The organism is Cupriavidus pinatubonensis, from assembly GCF_019602855.1.
GTDB classification, from domain to species: domain Bacteria; phylum Pseudomonadota; class Gammaproteobacteria; order Burkholderiales; family Burkholderiaceae; genus Cupriavidus; species Cupriavidus pinatubonensis.
The window spans coordinates 2,238,214-2,253,638 of sequence record NZ_CP080767.1; the positions used below are offsets into that span (position 1 = coordinate 2,238,214).

Annotated in this window: 18 protein-coding genes and 1 tRNA gene; 9 read left to right on the top strand and 10 right to left on the bottom strand. The window is 62.2% G+C overall.

From position 1 onward, the window contains the following. Window position 1: 1 nt before the first annotated feature. Genes K2O51_RS22830 through K2O51_RS22840 form a run of 3 tightly spaced genes read left to right on the top strand, consistent with a single transcriptional unit; the run spans window position 2 to window position 6,516 of the window. Complete coding sequence (locus tag K2O51_RS22830) at window positions 2-3,712, top strand: nSTAND1 domain-containing NTPase (protein ID WP_181184458.1); 3,711 nt, start codon at window positions 2-4, stop codon at window positions 3,710-3,712. 27 nt (window positions 3,713-3,739) lie between these two features. Then, window positions 3,740-5,086: a hypothetical protein gene (locus K2O51_RS22835; RefSeq protein WP_140950875.1), complete on the top strand. Its 1,347-nt coding sequence runs from the start codon at window positions 3,740-3,742 to the stop codon at window positions 5,084-5,086. Further along, on the top strand, window positions 5,083-6,516 hold the full coding sequence (locus tag K2O51_RS22840; protein WP_140950874.1) for a C25 family cysteine peptidase: 1,434 nt from the start codon (window positions 5,083-5,085) through the stop codon (window positions 6,514-6,516). Before K2O51_RS22835 ends, K2O51_RS22840 begins: the two co-directional genes overlap by 4 nt. A 6-nt stretch (window positions 6,517-6,522) precedes the next feature. Here the strand turns inward: K2O51_RS22840 and K2O51_RS22845 are convergent, their stop codons facing one another. Continuing rightward, on the bottom strand, window positions 6,523-6,729 hold the full coding sequence (locus tag K2O51_RS22845; RefSeq protein ID WP_041679638.1) for a hypothetical protein: 207 nt from the start codon (window positions 6,727-6,729) through the stop codon (window positions 6,523-6,525). A gap of 68 nt (window positions 6,730-6,797) precedes the next feature. Then, the gene (locus tag K2O51_RS22850; protein ID WP_181184457.1) at window positions 6,798-6,974 is read right to left on the bottom strand and encodes a hypothetical protein; all 177 of its coding nucleotides are present in this window, start codon (window positions 6,972-6,974) and stop codon (window positions 6,798-6,800) included. 200 nt (window positions 6,975-7,174) lie between these two features. On the opposite strand from K2O51_RS22850, the gene K2O51_RS22855 reads away from it, so the two are divergent. Next, window positions 7,175-7,468, top strand: a complete 294-nt coding sequence (locus tag K2O51_RS22855) for a hypothetical protein (RefSeq protein WP_084791905.1) — start codon at window positions 7,175-7,177, stop codon at window positions 7,466-7,468. A gap of 103 nt (window positions 7,469-7,571) precedes the next feature. Next, window positions 7,572-7,647 (top strand) — tRNA-His (locus K2O51_RS22860). A 134-nt stretch (window positions 7,648-7,781) separates the two neighbouring features. Here the strand turns inward: K2O51_RS22860 and K2O51_RS22865 are convergent. Further along, window positions 7,782-7,982, bottom strand: coding sequence for a hypothetical protein (locus tag K2O51_RS22865; protein ID WP_220630756.1), 201 nt, complete (start codon window positions 7,980-7,982; stop codon window positions 7,782-7,784). A 121-nt stretch (window positions 7,983-8,103) separates the two neighbouring features. Here K2O51_RS22865 and K2O51_RS22870 point away from each other — a divergent pair, with 121 nt between their 5' ends. From K2O51_RS22870 to K2O51_RS22880, 3 genes are all read left to right on the top strand, one after another. Continuing rightward, the gene (locus tag K2O51_RS22870) at window positions 8,104-8,214 is read left to right on the top strand and encodes a DUF2188 domain-containing protein (protein WP_220630757.1); all 111 of its coding nucleotides are present in this window, start codon (window positions 8,104-8,106) and stop codon (window positions 8,212-8,214) included. Window positions 8,215-8,484: 270 nt separating this feature from the next. After that, on the top strand, window positions 8,485-9,522 hold the full coding sequence (locus K2O51_RS22875; protein ID WP_220630758.1) for a hypothetical protein: 1,038 nt from the start codon (window positions 8,485-8,487) through the stop codon (window positions 9,520-9,522). After that, complete coding sequence (locus K2O51_RS22880) at window positions 9,519-9,908, top strand: GtrA family protein (protein ID WP_220630759.1); 390 nt, start codon at window positions 9,519-9,521, stop codon at window positions 9,906-9,908. Before K2O51_RS22875 ends, K2O51_RS22880 begins: the two co-directional genes overlap by 4 nt. Before the next feature lie 191 nt (window positions 9,909-10,099). On the opposite strand, the gene K2O51_RS22885 is transcribed toward K2O51_RS22880, so the two are convergent. Genes K2O51_RS22885 through K2O51_RS22900 form a run of 4 tightly spaced genes read right to left on the bottom strand, consistent with a single transcriptional unit; the run spans window position 10,100 to window position 11,537 of the window. Further along, a complete protein-coding gene (locus K2O51_RS22885; protein ID WP_220630760.1) occupies window positions 10,100-10,450 on the bottom strand; it encodes a hypothetical protein in 351 nt (116 codons plus the stop codon). 35 nt (window positions 10,451-10,485) lie between these two features. Next, complete coding sequence (locus K2O51_RS22890; RefSeq protein ID WP_220630761.1) at window positions 10,486-10,749, bottom strand: hypothetical protein; 264 nt, start codon at window positions 10,747-10,749, stop codon at window positions 10,486-10,488. A 3-nt stretch (window positions 10,750-10,752) separates the two neighbouring features. After that, complete coding sequence (locus K2O51_RS22895) at window positions 10,753-11,058, bottom strand: hypothetical protein (RefSeq protein ID WP_220630762.1); 306 nt, start codon at window positions 11,056-11,058, stop codon at window positions 10,753-10,755. Continuing rightward, a complete protein-coding gene (locus K2O51_RS22900) occupies window positions 11,055-11,537 on the bottom strand; it encodes a glycoside hydrolase family 24 protein (RefSeq protein ID WP_425332986.1) in 483 nt (160 codons plus the stop codon). Before K2O51_RS22900 ends, K2O51_RS22895 begins: the two co-directional genes overlap by 4 nt. Window positions 11,538-11,719: 182 nt before the next feature. Between K2O51_RS22900 and K2O51_RS22905 the strand changes: the two genes are divergently transcribed. Further along, a complete protein-coding gene (locus K2O51_RS22905) occupies window positions 11,720-13,627 on the top strand; it encodes a hypothetical protein (RefSeq protein WP_220630764.1) in 1,908 nt (635 codons plus the stop codon). A gap of 25 nt (window positions 13,628-13,652) precedes the next feature. Here the strand turns inward: K2O51_RS22905 and K2O51_RS22910 are convergent, their stop codons facing one another. From K2O51_RS22910 to K2O51_RS22920, 3 genes are read right to left on the bottom strand one after another with little or no spacing between them, the layout of a single operon-like run. Next, window positions 13,653-13,835, bottom strand: coding sequence for a hypothetical protein (locus K2O51_RS22910; RefSeq protein ID WP_220630765.1), 183 nt, complete (start codon window positions 13,833-13,835; stop codon window positions 13,653-13,655). 11 nt (window positions 13,836-13,846) lie between these two features. Next, window positions 13,847-14,752 carry a hypothetical protein gene (locus K2O51_RS22915; protein ID WP_220630766.1) on the bottom strand — a complete coding sequence of 302 codons (906 nt, stop codon included), beginning with the start codon at window positions 14,750-14,752 and terminating at the stop codon, window positions 13,847-13,849. Between the two features lie 9 nt (window positions 14,753-14,761). Beyond that, on the bottom strand, window positions 14,762-15,424 hold the full coding sequence (locus K2O51_RS22920; protein ID WP_220630767.1) for a DUF2612 domain-containing protein: 663 nt from the start codon (window positions 15,422-15,424) through the stop codon (window positions 14,762-14,764). Window position 15,425: the final 1 nt, after the last annotated feature.

A 15,425-nucleotide genomic window follows, 5' to 3' on the forward strand; every position in this document is an offset into this window, starting at 1 on the left:
CATGGCAGACGCCCACGCCGGCCCCTACATCGGCCCGAGTCCACTCGACGAAACCGACCCCATCTTCGGCCGCGACGCCGAGATCGAAGAGTTGCGCGACCGCCTCATCGCCGACCGCATCGTGCTGCTGTACTCGCCATCGGGTGCGGGCAAGACCTCGCTGATCGAAGCCGGGCTGCGTCCGCGGCTGGCCGATCGCTTTGACGTGCTGCCCACCGCGCGCGTGAGCGCACCGTATGGCGGTGCCAACCGTTATGTCACGAGCGTGCTGCATTGCTGGGCCACGCGCACGGGCGTAAAGCCGCGCGCGGACGACACGCTGCTGTCGTGCGTGTCCCGCATGCAGGATCAGCCCAGCAACACCAGGCCGCGACGGCTCATGATCGTGCTCGACCAGTTCGAGGAGATCTTCACGCTCGACAGCGACGACATCGCGCAGAAGCGCGAGTTTTTCGCGCAGCTCGGCGATGTGCTCGAGCATGGCGCCAGCCCGGTCTGGGCACTCGTGTCGATGCGCGAGGAATATTTCTCGTGGCTCGACGCCTATCGCGATCTCGTGCCGACGCGGCTCACCAACACCATGCGTATCGACTTGCTGACGCGCGAGCAGGCACTGGAGGCGTTGACCGGGCCGGCAAAAGCCGTGGGTGTGGATTTCCGCGAAGACGCCGCGGAACGCCTGGTGCATGACCTCGCGCAGATCCGCACGCGCGACGCAAATGGCCAGGCCGTCATGCGCGAGGGCCGCTTTGTCGAACCGGTCCAACTGCAAGTTGTTGGCCTGAGCCTGTGGCGACAGTGCTTTGGCGAAGCCGGCACGCCGCCCGCCGGTGCGGTCATTACGCTCGATCAGGTGCAACGGCTCGACACGGGTGCCGCGCTGGCCTCGTACTGCAACCTCGCCCTCGATGCTGCGGCGCCGACCCGCGCGCGCCAGCGCGTGGTACGCGAATGGATCGAAAGCCGGCTGATCACCGCCGCGAATATGCGCGCACAGGCCACGCTCGATGCCGGTGTTCGCGCGTCGCCCACCGCGGCGGAACTTGGCGTGCTGCAGCAATATCACCTCGTGCGTGCGCAGAGCCGGCAGGACGCGCAGTGGTACGAGCTCACGCACGACCGCCTGACCGAGCCGCTGCGCGCGAGCAACGCCCAATGGCGCACGCAGTTCCTGCCGCACTGGAAGCAACTTGCGCGCGCGTGGGCGCTGTCCGGCGAGAACCCGGGCGTCTTCGGCAAGCTCACGTCCACCGAAGAACTCGACGACACCCTGCTCGAACCGGAAGACATGCACAGCGAAGCCGAGAACCGCTTCCTGGCGGCATACCGGCGCCACCGCGAATCTCGCGCACGCTCGCGCAAATGGCGCATATTGGGTTATGCGCTGGGCACGGTCACGCTGCTGTTCCTGATCGGCTTCGTGCTGTCGGCATGGCAACTGCGGTCAACCAAGCAGGATCTTGCGCGCCAGAACGCGCTGTTTTCGCTGCTCAATTCACGTCCGGCGCCCGACGCGGCATTGCTCGCCGCCGTCGAAGGCACGCGCGGACAACACGGGCACGATCGCCCCGACAATGCATTCGATTTCCGCCGCCCGCTGCTCGGCACGCTGCATCGCGCACGCCATATCGATGCCTACCTGGCCCGCGCCGACGGCCGCATGCTCGAAGTCCAGGCCGATGCCACGCACCGCGTGACAGCGCGCCTCGAAAACGGACGCTGGGCCATCGAGATTGTCGAATTGGCACCGGGCGGACGCAGCGCCAGCCTCGACGAGGCGCAATTGCGCAACCAGCATCCGCAAGGCGTGCGTGCTTTCGTGCTGGCCGGGGCCGGGACGCTCGCCACGGGCGGCCAGGACGGCAGCGTGGCGCTGTGGAGCATCGCGCAGCCCGGCCGGGCCACGCGGCTGGCACTGCCGCGCGGCGCACGCCCGTCGGCCGGTTGGGGTCCGGTATCCGCGCTCGCCAGTGACGGTCGGCGGCTGGTCGCCGGCTTCGAAGGCGGCCGGGTAGTCATATGGGACCTGGCCCGTGCGGGCGGCAACTGGCAGCAGCCGGTCGCCACCGGCCGCGCGCATGCCATGCGCGTCACCGGACTGGCGCTGTTCGACAACGGACGCCAACTCGCTACGGTATCGCGCGATGGCAAGGCAAGGCTCTGGGGCCTGACGGAGGGCGCCGCGCCTGGGCCATTGCTGCTAACCGACCCATCTCAGGAGCTGACTTCGCCGCCCGGCAACAACGACTGGTTTTCCGGCTACCACAGTGTCGCCGTGAGTCCTGATGGCAGCCTTGTCGTGGCCGGTACGCGCAGCGGCCGCATCGATGTCTGGCGCGCCGCGGATGGCGGGCGCTGGCCCCGTCCGCTTTCCGGCCATGACGACGCGGTCGTCCGGCTCGTCTTCACAGGCGACCGGCAACTGCTGTCCGGCGGATGGGACGGCCGTGTCATCAAATGGCAGCTCGACCCCGAAGGCATGCAGGTCGTGCGCAACGAGCTGATCGACTTGCCCGCGCAGATCACCGGGCTTGCACCGGGCGGGCACCAGCAATTGCTGGCCTCGACCGAACAAGGCGAACTGCTGCAGATGCGCGTGGATACGCCGCGCAATCCGATCGCACGCATTGTGGCGCGCAAGCAGGACAACGCCCCGCCGCAATTGCTGGCCCTTGCCGGCAGCAGCCCATCACAGGCTGCCGCCAGCGATAGCCAGGGACTGACGATGCTGCAAGCCGAGGGCGCACAGCCCGCCGTGCGCCGCCTGCCCGGTCAGTTCCAGCCGCCCGTCACCGCGCTGGCATGGTCGCGCGCGGCACAACGCCTGGCGCTGGCAGATGCCAGCGGCAATGTGTGGATGGTCGGTACCGACGGCGCAGGCCTGCCGCTGCCGGACGTCAGGGCCGGCAAGCAGGCCCGCCTCGCGCTCAGTGCAGGCGCCGATTTGCTCGCGATACGCTCCGACGATCCCGGCAGTGGCCGCCGCCTGCAGATGTGGCGCTTGCCGGCAGCCGGCAAACCTGGCGCATCAACGCCGTGCCAGATACCACTGCCGGACGATCTTGCGCGCGCCACCAATGCCGTATTCCGCCCCGGCGGCAGCGAGCTTGCCGTGTCCGACGACGACCGCCTCAGCCTGTGGCGCATCGACGTTTCCGCGCCCGATTGCGCTGGCGCGCGGGCCACATTGGTGCGCCAGTTCCAGGACCTGCCGCGTGGCCAGATCACGAGCCTCGCTTTCGACCACCAGGGCAATGCGCTGGTCGCAGGCAACTACCTCGGCAAGGTGTACCGGCTTGCGATCGGACCACAGCCATCCACGGATCCCGCCAAGGCATCGGTCGCGCCAGTATTGCTCAAGCAGGATGCGTCGGGCGTCATCACCTCGCTTGCCGTCCCGGATGCGCCATTTGTCGTCGCCGGCGACGACCACGGCAACCTGTTCCTGCTCGACAGCCATGCCGACCGGCCGCTGCCGATTCCGCAGGCGCTGTACCACGACCCGCGCCAGCCCGTCGCCCAGCTTTCCGTCAGCGACGACGGGCGTTGGCTCTATGCCGCGGGCACCGAAGTCGCTGCCGTCTGGGATCTCGATCTCGACGCGTGGCGCCGGCAAGCCTGCGCCATTGTGGGGGGCGGCTTCACGGCGCAGCAGAAGGCCGACTACTTCAAGGCCGACACGCGGCAGCCGGATGCGTGCGAGACGCGCTGAGGCCGGCACAAACATCAGGAGTCCGCCATGCCAATCCAGACCATCGCAGCCACCGGCACCGCTTACGCGCTGATCGCGCTGGACGCCGACGGCAATGAGCGCAACGACGACCCGGACGCCGCTGCCGGGCAAGCCGGACGCCTGTCCGACCGCCTGCTCGCGCAATGGCGCGACGGCCCCGCCCCGACCGACATCTTCCTGTGGAGCCACGGCTGGCAGGGAGATATCCCGGCCGCGCGCAGCCAGTATGACCGCTGGATCGGTGCATTCAGCAGCTGCGCGGTCGACGAGCAGGAAATGCAAATGGCACGACCGGGCTTCGCACTGGCCCATATCGGCGTGCATTGGCCAAGTCTGCCCTGGGGGGACGAAGAACTGGGCGACAGCGCGAGCTTTGCCGCTCCCGCGCACGCAGGCAAGGACGCCATGATCGACGCCTATGCGCAGCGCCTTGGCGATACACCGGAAATCCGCGCAGCGCTGGCCGTCATCGTGGAAGCGGCGCGCACCGGCGCCGACGCCGCCCGGCTGCCGCCCGAAGTGCGGCAGGCCTACCTGCAGCTTGACCAGGCACTCGCGCTTGGCGCAAAAGGCGTGGACGGCGATGCCAGTGCCGACCGCCTGCCCTTCAACCCCGATGCGTCGTTCGCCGAAGCGAGCCAGTTGAGCGCCGCATTTGGCGCGCCTTCGCTTGGAGGTATCCTCGCACCGCTGCGCCAGCTCTCGTTCTGGACCATGAAGAAGCGCGCGCAGACCGTCGGCGAGCAAGGCGTGCATCCGCTGATCAATCGCTTGCTGGATGCCCTGCCCGACGCCCGCTTGCACCTGATGGGCCACAGCTTCGGCTGCATCGTCATGTCGGCGGCACTGGGTGGCCCCGGCGGTGCCGCGGCACTGCGCCGGCCGGTGGATTCCTGCGTGCTCGTGCAGGGCGCGATGTCGCTGTGGGCCTATGCACCGTCGATTCCGGTACGGCCCGACTCCGCAGGCTATTGCCATCGGCTGCTGGCCGACGGCAAGTTGCACGGGCCGCTGGTCACTACGCGTTCGCGGCATGACACAGCGGTGTGCGAACTCTATCCCTGGGCCGCCGGCGTCGCGGGACAGGTCGCGTTCGACGCTGCGCAAACCTATCCCACCTTCGGCGCAATCGGCGCATTCGGCATCCAGGGCGTGGAGGCCGCGGCCGACACCGCCATGCTCGATATCGACGGGCGCTACACCATGCCCGGCGCACGCGTGCTGAACGTTGAAGCGAGCGACTATATCTGCCACAAGTCGGGCGTTTCGGGCGCGCACAACGACATCAGCGGACCACAGGTGGCGCACCTGATCTGGCAGGCCGCTGAGGCAAGCGCCACGGAGGCACCATGAGCGAAACGTCGCTGCCCATCGCGCTGGGGATACACGCGGACACCGGGCAACCGCTGGCCGATCTCGACAAGGCAGGCATCGAGGCGTTCTGCACGCGCGAGCAGGCCGGCCGCCGAGCGCCAGAGCGTGCCGCAGAAAAGGCGCGACAGATCGATACCTATGCCGTCATGGGCGACGTGGACGCCGACAATCTCGCGGAAGCCGGCTGGGGCTTGCTGTTCGCCGCCGACACCGATCCCGCGCCCTACCTTGAAGCACTCGCTCCGTTGATCGAAAAGCGACGTTCGGAAGCGGGCGACATCAAAATCTTCCACGGCCCGGGCGGCTGCCTGCACGGCGACACTGCCACGACCTGGCTGGCTCGGCACAAGGTGTCACTGAACGTCGTCGATCCTGCGCTTGGTGTGCCGTACTACCTGCTTCTGATTGGGCCGCCTGACGGGATATCGTTCGCCTTCCAGTACACGCTTGACCTTTACTGGGCGGTCGGCAGGCTGGATTTCCCTGAATTCGAAGACTACCGGCGCTACGCCGACAGCATCGTCGCCTACGAAAGCGCGCCAACCGTGCCATCGCGCCGCAACGTCGCCCTCTTCGCCACGTGCCACGACTTCGACCGCGCCACGCAGATGCTGACGCGCCAGCTCGCCGCGCCACTGGCCATGGGAACCGCGCAAACCAAACCGCTCGGCGAACGGCAAGGCTTTGCCATGCGCGCCTTGCTCGGCGATGCCGCCACCAAGGCAGCGCTGAGGGGCCTGCTACGCGGCGACGGTCCCGACGGCGCGCCGGCCGTGCTGCTGACCGGATCGCATGGCATGTGCGTGCGCGCCGACGACGACCGCATTGCCGAAGTACAAGGTGCACTCGTCTGCCAGGACTGGCCCGGCTATGGCGCCATCGACTCGAGCCACTGGTTTGCAGGTAGCGACATTCCCGCCGACGCGCAATGCCATGGCCTGATCCATTTCTGCTTTGCGTGCTTCGGCGCGGGCTCTCCCGATCTGGACAACTTCAGCGCACCCGGCGCCGACAGCCACCGCATCGCGCCCTACCCGTTCACGGCGCGCCTGCCCCAGCGGCTGCTCGCACACCCGCAGGGCGGCGCATTGGCCGTGCTGGGCCATGTGGATCGTGCGTGGGCGTACAGCTTCCAGTCCGAGCGCGCCGATCCGCAAACCCAGGGCTTTCGCGACGTGGTCGGCAGCCTGCTGCGCGGCCAGCGCGTGGGCCAGGCCACCGATCGCTTCAATATTCGCTGGGCAGCATTGAGTACGGAACTCGCCGATGTGCTACGTGATCGCAGTGCGGGAGCCGCGGTGTCGGAAACCGAGCTGGCCCTGCGCTGGATCGCTCGGGACGATGCACGCAATTACGTTGTGCTGGGCGACCCGGCGGTGCAATTGCGGGTGGGGGATATGGAGCGATAGCGCGGGCTAGTCGTTGGCGTCGCCGGAGATATCGTCGATCTCGTGTTTCGCCGCCGCATAGGCCGCGTCGATTGCATCGCCTTCCGATGTCAAAAGCGCTCCGGCGTTATGCCTGTGTCCATGGCCCCGGATGGAAAAGGACCAGTTCCATTGGCCCTCGGCGGCCTTAAGCGCCTGAATCGAGATTTCGCGGCCCTTGTATCGATATTCCATGGCGGTCTCCCGAAAGCCGGTCCATCGTAGCATGAAGCTTCAGATGATCAGGACCGCTCGACGAGCCTTCAGATCCACTGCGGTTGTGCCGTTTTCTTCTTGCCGAGGATCGCCATGAGGACCAGCCCGAGCGACGGCGTAAAGACCATCGAGAACGCCACCCAGACAGCACCTGAACGACCCAAAATGTGAGCCAGCAGGCCAACCGCAAAAGAGCAAAGACACCAGAACGCGAGAGCAAACATGATAATGACCGCCGTAAGGTTGTTGCGGCTTCAGTATGGAAAATCTGGCTCAGGCCATTTGATATTGCGGGACATTTTCTTGGCATTCCGGGACATATTGGGGAAAGACCTGAGCGATAGAAGTTGATGGACGACGGCAGGTGTTCGAAGTGACGCGTGATAGCATGATTCGCGGTAAGGCACTGCCAATGTGCTGCTCAATGGAACTGCAAGAAACGAGGTGGGCTGTGGGGGACGACCAGGCGCCATTTGGCGTTGTGTTTGAAGACTTCCGTTTGATCTGGGTGGCGGAGCGCCTGCAGGACGGCAAATGGACCGCGCGCTACTGCTGGCAACCAGGCACTTCCGAGGCAGCGGACCGGGCGCTGCAAGAAGCTGTGCTGAACGGCAAGTCGCGCCGGCTGCTGGGTCACTATGACACCGAGGCGGAAACCGTCGAAGCCATCAAGCAGGCCGTACTGCTGGAGGCCAAGTGGAGCCCCTCCAAAGGATGAAGACGCTTTCCTAAAAAAAATTGTGCGGGATACTAGCCATACCGGAAAGTTGTTTGTATAATCTTGGTTTTCGTCGATCAGCGCTTCGCTGATGACCTCTACGGTGGCTGTAGCTCAGTTGGTAGAGTCCAGGATTGTGATTCCTGTCGTCGTGGGTTCGAGTCCCATCAGCCACCCCAAATAATTCAACACTTCGCAGGTTTGTAGTCACTGACTTGTGAGGCTTTTTGGAAGATCAGATTCCAAAATTGGAAGATGCCCGCCCACGTGCGGGCATTTTGCATTTTGGCTTAGGCGTCCCTTCTTCCACAATTCAGTCCACTCCAGGTTCCCGCGTGAAATGCGCGCAGGCGTGCACAAACGGCGCGTACCGGTTGTGCGGGCAGTCGAATATCTGGTAGTCCCAGCCATACCCCTGTTCGACATAGATACGCGGCTTCGAGCACTTCAAGCAGACGAACTCGTCGGAGATCTCGTACGTTGGCTGGGGCGGCCGCTGAATCTGGATGGTCATGATCAGCAATGTATATACATACAGTATATCGAACCCCTTTTCTCCTGGCTGTCGGACGGCGCCTGATACAGCCGTCTGCGCCGTGCGCACAGGCTGTCAGCATAACCATGCAGGAGACAGCATGCCTGGACACGACATTCATGTGGTTCCCGCTGACGACCGCTGGGCCGTCGAGACCGAGGGCGGCCACGGCCGCGAGACGTTCGACACGCAGGCCGACGCCATTGCCTAAGGGGGGCCAAGGAAAAGAAGGTGACTGCACTGGCCACCCGATTTGCCTGGTCCTCGCGCGGTTCGGTCATCTCGGGCCCGCGTATTGAAAGCTGGCGCGACGGCGATGCAGAACATCGGCGGCTTGTCGTGCTCCTTGAACAAGACGCTCTAACTCGCTGCCCCCCGCTTGTGGGGGGCTGCTCAACGAGCATGCCACCACTTCTTCTCATATGACATTCTTCTGTTGTGAGACAATTTGCGATATTTTTCGCACAGAGACGGAGGGTGTGTGCGCTTTCAGCAACAAGAAGAAGAGGCCGTTAGAGCAGTTGTTCTTAACGAACGGGACTATCGCGGGGCGGTATTCATTTTCATCTGTGGGCTAATATTTTCGCTCACATACGCGATTCACTCGAACAACCCTGGCCCCCCAACACGCGTCGAGGCACTTGCGACTCTACAATCCTTTTGGCCTTACAAGCCTCGCGTTCTGGCTGCATGGATTGTCTATAAGTTAGTAGGCGGCGAGGTCGCGGAAACTGTGGGTTTCAGGTTTGCGTATGCTTTCGCCCTATGGTTCCCGATCGTATATCTGCTGAGCAAGTTCTACGAAAGGCTCGGGTGCCCACGGTCGACACAGCCGCTTCTAATTGCCAGTTTCACCTTGGTAATGCTCGCGCATTACAGTTTGCCTAATGTGTTTTCGCCATACTACATCTATGACACACCGGCATTGCTTTTCTATCTGATCACGGTGCTTCTACTTTGCGGTAACACACCCGCTCAGTGGATCGCCGGGATAATCTGTGCCGGCGTGTTTTTTGTAAATCGAGAAACGATCATTATCGCGACCGTGCATGCGTTCGCGATAAGAGCAGCTGAAGTCATGGCGAAACGCGATTTTTCAGCGAAAGCACTGTCGATCCTCTTGCCGACCGTCATCGCTGCGATCGTAGCGCTGTGCGTCCGGGCCGTTCTTTTGAAGGCGTGGGATGGCAACGCAATCGACATGGTGTCGGGCCCGATGTACGAGGACGGCCAGTTGCGCATCGTGGCAAACCTCAAGCGCATCTACACGCTATGGGGAGACCGCCAGCAACTCATCTGCATCGGGTTCGGCTTCTTCTTATATTTACCGTTTGTTTGGCGCTTTCTTCCATCGAAAGCAAAGTTCACTGCGGCATTCTCAACAATACTGCTCGTGCCGACCTGGATTCTTGGAAATATCACCGAGATTCGTCTTTACAGTGAATTTCTGCCACTGATGACATGCGCCCTGACAATCTGCGCAGGCGGCCTCATACGAATTGATGAAGCAAGACGATGAAGACTGCGTTTAGGTTTCTGATTGCCGGCAGCTTAGCGTCGGGTGTTAATTGGTTATCACGATGGGGCTTATCACTGTTAATGCCATTCACATTGGCAGTGATTGTTGCTTACATGATAGGCATGGTATTCGGATTTTTCTTATACCGAAATTGGGCATTCCCGCCAACTGATCGCCATGCACACACCCAGGTTCTGCCATTCGTCCTGACCAACGCTGTTGGCCTATTATCAGTGGTGGCGACCGCAGTGATCTTCGCCCATATGCTGACCGCCATGGGCGTTGTTGATCGGGCAATGGCTGAGAATATTGGCCACTTTGGGGCCATCTGCATTGGGGCCGTGGTCAATTTCTTCGGGCATCGGCTGGTAACCTTCGCAAGTTGAACTCGAAGCGGCGTAGCTCTACCCGCTTGCCACGCCGGCTGTTTTAGTGTGGCCACGCCTCGACCGTCTTGCTGTGCTTGGCCGCACACATCCCCAGCGCCTTTAGCAAGTCCCCCATCACCCATTCCTGCCAAACGTCATAGTCTGCGGCGGCCGGGGCGTCTGGAACCCGGCACGGCGCGGCCAGCGCGCTATCGAGCGGCGGCGGCTTGCTTGGCTGCCTCGACGGCGTCGGACAACTTGCGCATCCTGAAATCGTCAGGGCGGCAATCCAAAGGCAGAGGCTTCTTCGCATTTCGAAATTCCTTCACAGCGGCGTCCACCTTGGCGCTGAGGGCGGTCTGGGTGACGTTGAATTCGTCGGCCCTGGCGCGGATGGTGTCAATGGCCATGCCAATGTTCTCGATGGCCTTGTTAGCGCTGACCAGATCGTCCTGTGTGCTGGCCGTCTTCACGCGCTCGATCTCGGCTTCCTTGCGCCAGCCGTTGGCCGTCCAGCCGACAGCAAAGATCGCAGCGGCTAGTGCGGCTACGCCGATCACACGCCACTGGAAATTGGCTAGTAGTGGTAGTGGGATCAAGCTATCCTCCCCTTAACAAGGTGCCGTAGCTCTAGGCGCCAGACGCCCCAAAGCGCGCCCAATGCCATGGCCACGTTTAGCCCGATCTCGGGTTCACTGTGGCAGTACCAGGGGCTGACCATGTTCCCGAGCGCAGCGAAATTGACCAGCAGGAGCACAATGGCACCCCCGGTCCGGTTGGGCACTTTCCGCGTCAGCACGGCCCAGATCGAGCCGCCCCAAATGATGGCGTTAGCCACCAGGTTGATCGTCATCAGCATGGGTCAGCTCCCCAGGGTCTTCCTGCGCAACGCGGCGAAGATCTCCGGGATCTGCTGCATCCCGTTGTTCACGATGGCCAGACCGAACACCGCCGCCGCAGCAACTGCGAGCATGTGCGTGTAGCTGCCGGCCACCAGGCCGAACCGCTCCACAGCAAAGCCGCCGACAAGGCAGCCGATCCCCAGACTCCCGACAAACGAGAGCAGGCGCTGCCACCAATTCCCCGGAATGAACCTCAAAGCGATCGCCGAGCCCAGCGCTGCCGCGCCACCGACTTTCGCTGCAACCACTACGACTTCGTCGCTCATTGTTGAACCCCGTTGTCTACGCCGCCATGCAGCAGGTATTGCGCCCTGAGGGCGTCGAATCGATGTTCGGGCTGGCCGTAGCCGGCACCCGGCAGGCTGGCCCAGATGTTTCGGCACTTGCTGATGGCCGCAGAGAGCCATCCGGCCTGGATGTCCGATACCGCGCCGCGCTCGCGGATCAGCTGCACGGCCCACTTGTCCTGTGAAGCCGGCCCGAAGTCGGGAAGCTTCAGCAGCTCGCGGTAGTACGCGTAATCCTTCAGCATGTGCTGGTACCGACCGGCTGCATTCGACGTCAGGCCGCGGCTGTTGATGACCTTGGACCGTCGGCCGCGCGAGAATGGGTGCGCCGAGAAATCGGTGAAGGTTTCCGGCTTCTTATCGATCCCGGTGACGATCACGTCGTACCCGTCGCACTTCGTCGTAGGGCTGTTGCTAGTGCCTTCGGACCAGGCAAGCATGTCGAGGAAGGCGGCCATGTTCTGCCCGCCGGGCAGAAGACTGGGATTTGTGAATGACATGGGCGTCTCGGAAATAGAAAATGCCCGCACGAGGCGGGGCGTAGAAATTTCGGTGAAATGACCGTTAGTGAGCCGGTAAGGGGGCGCGCTATACTGCCGCTCGACCAATAACCATTAGCTCGCAGGGAGGGAAATTTCCCATGAAGGGTCATGTTGAGACCGACAAGATTGATGGCCACCACTCACCAATGAGGCGTGCCCGCCTATCTATTAGCGATACAAACACCGAAATGATTGATCAACCGCTCACAAGAGAAGAAACTGTTAGGTCATCGAACGTTGTTGACCGTGAATTTTTAACTCCCGCACTACTTGCATTCGGCGCCACTTTCGCAGCGCTCATCGTTTTTCAAACGGTGTGGTGGGAAACAAGGAATCTGTTCGCCGTCCCTTGGTACGATGACATGTTCGACCACGTGCGCATGCACCATGCGATGACCGACATCAAGTCCTTCATCGCGTACATGGTATCGCCGCACAATGAGCACCGCATTTTCACTACGCGACTCATCTCGTTTCTAGATGAGCGCTTCCTGAGTGGAAGGGAGTACGGCCAGGTGCTGGCGACGAACTTGCTGCAAGCACTTGCGGCTGTCATTTCATGGGTCGCGTTCACGCGTAGTGGAATTTTTGAAGGGCGGTTGCAAAAGCTGGCGCTGCTTCCGCTGATGCTCGTGTTTTTCATCAACCCGAACTTCCTGTACACGCTGATCGTTCCGTTTCAGCTTCAATTTGGCTTTATGACGGCGATTTGTGTCGGTGCGGCCCTTGCCGTCAGCTCAGCATCTGCGATTGACAATCCGACGCGCGCCGATCATGGTCGATTGGTCTTCGTGCTGCTAGCGCTGGCCGGCGCGGCGACTTTCACGCTGGGCAACTCACCAGTTGTGTTGCTGGCCTCGGCTGCCACTGCCGTGATTCTCCGGTGGAGGCGGCCACTGACATTCGCGTTGATCGGCCTGGCAATCTTGCACGTTGCAATCATGCTGGCCATCACGCCAGCCAATGGCGCGCGAACGCACAACCCGCTTCTGATTATTAAGTTCTCGCTGATGTATCTCGGCGGCACATTCACGCGCGTTGATCCGTGGCCCGCAAGCTTCCTCACGTGGAGCGATTCACCTTACGTTGCCGCCTCAATCGGAGCATTCATCTTCGCTACCGCTATCGCGTTCGCAATCGCAAGGTTTTTGCGGCCCGGTCTCGGTGGCCGCCTTGCCGTGTTCGGATTCATGCTTTTGACTGCCGTCATCATCACAAGTCTTGCTGGCGGCCTAGCGCGCGCTCAATTCGGCATACTCGAAGCTCTTAACAAGAAATACGCCTCGTTTGCATCGATGGCCTGGCTTGGCACGTATGCCGTGCTGTCAGGCGTCCTGTTAGACAAAGGCAGCCCCTTCCGCCGCCTCGCTCCAGAATCGATGGTGTCCGCCCTGGCGATCATGGTCGCACTCACACTGACTGGCGCAAGCCGGGAAGAAAGACTCTGGGAGAAGGCGCGCAACGGCACATTGGAAGCCGCGCTTGCCGGGTTCGTGCAAGTCAACAACCGGGACGCGGTTCGGGCGCTTGACGATCGCGAAAGCGAAGTGCCCGAATACATGCACCATGCCCGCGCCCACAACCTCGGCGTTTATTCCTATTTTCCGTTCCGCATGGATGACGATGCGTCGCTATTCTTTTCCACTCGCCAGGAAACCAGCTGCCGTGGAGAAGTTGAGGCGATGAACCCCGTCAGCGCTGATTCTCCCCGCTACTACGACGTGCCGGGAGGTTCCGCCAGCATCTCAGGTTGGGCGTGGATGTCAAATGAACACAAGCCAGCAACGACGGTGATCGCTGTTGACTCGACGAATCACATCGTCGGGGCGGCGCGAAGCACCCGAAAGAGTGAGCGCGCCGAACAATGGCTGTCTCAGTCTTTCAATCAGAATCTCGGATGGTTCGGCTACGCCAGAACATCGACATGGAACGGCATCAAGTTCTACGCGTTGTCGAGCTCCGGCGATCAATTCTGCCCACTAGGCCCGATTGGAAGCGTCCGCTAAGAACCCCTCCCATCCCTGAAATGCTTTATGCGCCCGCCGACTCAACGGCGGGCGCCGTGAAGTTTTTTCCATCGTACATACAACCTATTCCGACTCCTAGCAAATCGCCAACATCAACGAGCGATGTTCCTTGGGGTGGCGCCCATTCCGTTTTTCCGTCCCAAACCACCGTGTTGATCACCACGCCATTTTCTACGATTGCGTACATTTGCTCGCTCCCTAAGCGTATTCGTAGACGATCAAGACACCCTGCTGGCCTGCAAATCCTGCTTGAGCGGATGTCGAAACGCCCGCAGTTTGCGCTCCAGCACCAGCTCCATAACCAGCACCGGCTGCGTTACCTTGACCTCCAGTACCCAGCGGATTACTGCCGCCAGTGCCTCCCATCGTGACGGAGCTTGCCGGGACGACATTGCATCCGACGCTTCCTCCTTGCCCCGGAACACTAGCCAGTGTCTGCGCAGCACCAGAGATCGTCGCCCCCGAAGCACGCCCGCCCGCTGGTGTCGCGGCGGCACTCCCTACCACGGAACCACCCGCCCCTAGCACCCCACCGGGGCAAGAGAATATGGCTCCCAATGAAGTTGTCCCGCCCGACCCACCATTATTTGCGCCTGCCGCTCCCGCCGATCCGGCCGCCCCGATCGTCACGGCTAGACCACTAGTGAATCCAGATGTAAATCGCGCCCTCGCATATGTTCCGGAGCCACCAGGCTGACTAACTGCGCTTTGTACGCCAGAAGTAGCGGCGGTTCCACCAGAGCCACCGCCGCCGCCAACTCCTTCGACGATGACACTTTTCGTGCCTGACGTCGGCGTGTACGTGCCGCTCGACGTGAACACCTGAACATTGATCAGACGGCCCGTCGTGGCAGTCTTCAAGTTCGCCAGCAGCGTTGCGGTAGTACCGTCGTCAAGCGCATCCAGACCGGTGTTGTCAGCGATGAATTGCGCAAGCACCGCCGACATGATGCTCGACTGCCGCCACACCTTGTTGAGCTGGGCGGATTGCGCGACACCCGACGAGAAGCCAGCCGTGCGCGCGGCCAGGCCCGAGTAGGTAACCTGCGTGATGACGTTGGCGCCGGCACCGCCGCCGAACACCAGAAAATCGTTCGTTGCCATTGATGGTCCTTACAGAGGTGTGCCCCAGGCGCCGGTATCAAAACCAGCCACTAAGTTGTTGTTCATGTCGAAGCCGAAGATCGGCGCGCCATCGGCTGAGGTGACGATCACAACGTTGATGCGCACGCCCTCAGGCTTGAGCGGAATGTAGCCACCCTCAAGCAGCGCCAGGAAGACGGCCGAAGGAACCTTCCCAGCCACGCCGATGGTCATCGACATGTCCTGGTTGTCCTGGATGAAGACGTATGTGCCGCCGTTGAAGATGCTGTTCAGGATCGCCGCAGACGATTCCAGCGTGCCGTCCCAGTGGTTCGCGCCGATCTTAGCGCGCAGCACCAGCCGAAAGGTGTCGTCGTCCAGCAGCGTCAGGCCGGTGTCCGGGTCGAACGGCCCCTTCCAGTTGCCTTGATCGAAGCCGACGCCCGCCGTGTCGAACGAGAAGTAGACGCCGGTCAGCGGCGTGGCCACGCGGCGGCCGATGCCAACCCACAGTCCGACGGCATCGAGCTGCACGCCTACAGCCTGATCGAGATCGAAGGCGTCCGGCATGCCACCGAGCAGGTCCTGCAGCGTGACCATCGGCCTTGCAAGAGCCTCCACCACGGCCATGAACTTCGGCCGCCGGTTGTGCTCCGACGTGATCAGGCCAGTGTAATCGGTGAGGTCTGCCATG

What these genes read in the sequence shown, in the direction of transcription:
- K2O51_RS22830 (WP_181184458.1), top strand. Translation starts at nt 2, where the DNA reads ATGGCAGACGCCCACGCCGGCCCCTACATCGGCCCGAGTCCACTCGAC.
- K2O51_RS22835 (WP_140950875.1), top strand. Translation starts at nt 3,740, where the DNA reads ATGCCAATCCAGACCATCGCAGCCACCGGCACCGCTTACGCGCTGATC.
- K2O51_RS22840 (WP_140950874.1), top strand. Translation starts at nt 5,083, where the DNA reads ATGAGCGAAACGTCGCTGCCCATCGCGCTGGGGATACACGCGGACACC.
- K2O51_RS22845 (WP_041679638.1), bottom strand. Translation starts at nt 6,729, where the DNA reads ATGGAATATCGATACAAGGGCCGCGAAATCTCGATTCAGGCGCTTAAG.
- K2O51_RS22850 (WP_181184457.1), bottom strand. Translation starts at nt 6,974, where the DNA reads ATGTTTGCTCTCGCGTTCTGGTGTCTTTGCTCTTTTGCGGTTGGCCTG.
- K2O51_RS22855 (WP_084791905.1), top strand. Translation starts at nt 7,175, where the DNA reads ATGGAACTGCAAGAAACGAGGTGGGCTGTGGGGGACGACCAGGCGCCA.
- K2O51_RS22865 (WP_220630756.1), bottom strand. Translation starts at nt 7,982, where the DNA reads ATGACCATCCAGATTCAGCGGCCGCCCCAGCCAACGTACGAGATCTCC.
- K2O51_RS22870 (WP_220630757.1), top strand. Translation starts at nt 8,104, where the DNA reads ATGCCTGGACACGACATTCATGTGGTTCCCGCTGACGACCGCTGGGCC.
- K2O51_RS22880 (WP_220630759.1), top strand. Translation starts at nt 9,519, where the DNA reads ATGAAGACTGCGTTTAGGTTTCTGATTGCCGGCAGCTTAGCGTCGGGT.
- K2O51_RS22890 (WP_220630761.1), bottom strand. Translation starts at nt 10,749, where the DNA reads ATGCTGATGACGATCAACCTGGTGGCTAACGCCATCATTTGGGGCGGC.
- K2O51_RS22895 (WP_220630762.1), bottom strand. Translation starts at nt 11,058, where the DNA reads ATGAGCGACGAAGTCGTAGTGGTTGCAGCGAAAGTCGGTGGCGCGGCA.
- K2O51_RS22900 (WP_425332986.1), bottom strand. Translation starts at nt 11,537, where the DNA reads ATGGCCGCCTTCCTCGACATGCTTGCCTGGTCCGAAGGCACTAGCAAC.
- K2O51_RS22905 (WP_220630764.1), top strand. Translation starts at nt 11,720, where the DNA reads ATGAAGGGTCATGTTGAGACCGACAAGATTGATGGCCACCACTCACCA.
- K2O51_RS22910 (WP_220630765.1), bottom strand. Translation starts at nt 13,835, where the DNA reads ATGTACGCAATCGTAGAAAATGGCGTGGTGATCAACACGGTGGTTTGG.
- K2O51_RS22915 (WP_220630766.1), bottom strand. Translation starts at nt 14,752, where the DNA reads ATGGCAACGAACGATTTTCTGGTGTTCGGCGGCGGTGCCGGCGCCAAC.
- K2O51_RS22920 (WP_220630767.1), bottom strand. Translation starts at nt 15,424, where the DNA reads ATGGCAGACCTCACCGATTACACTGGCCTGATCACGTCGGAGCACAAC.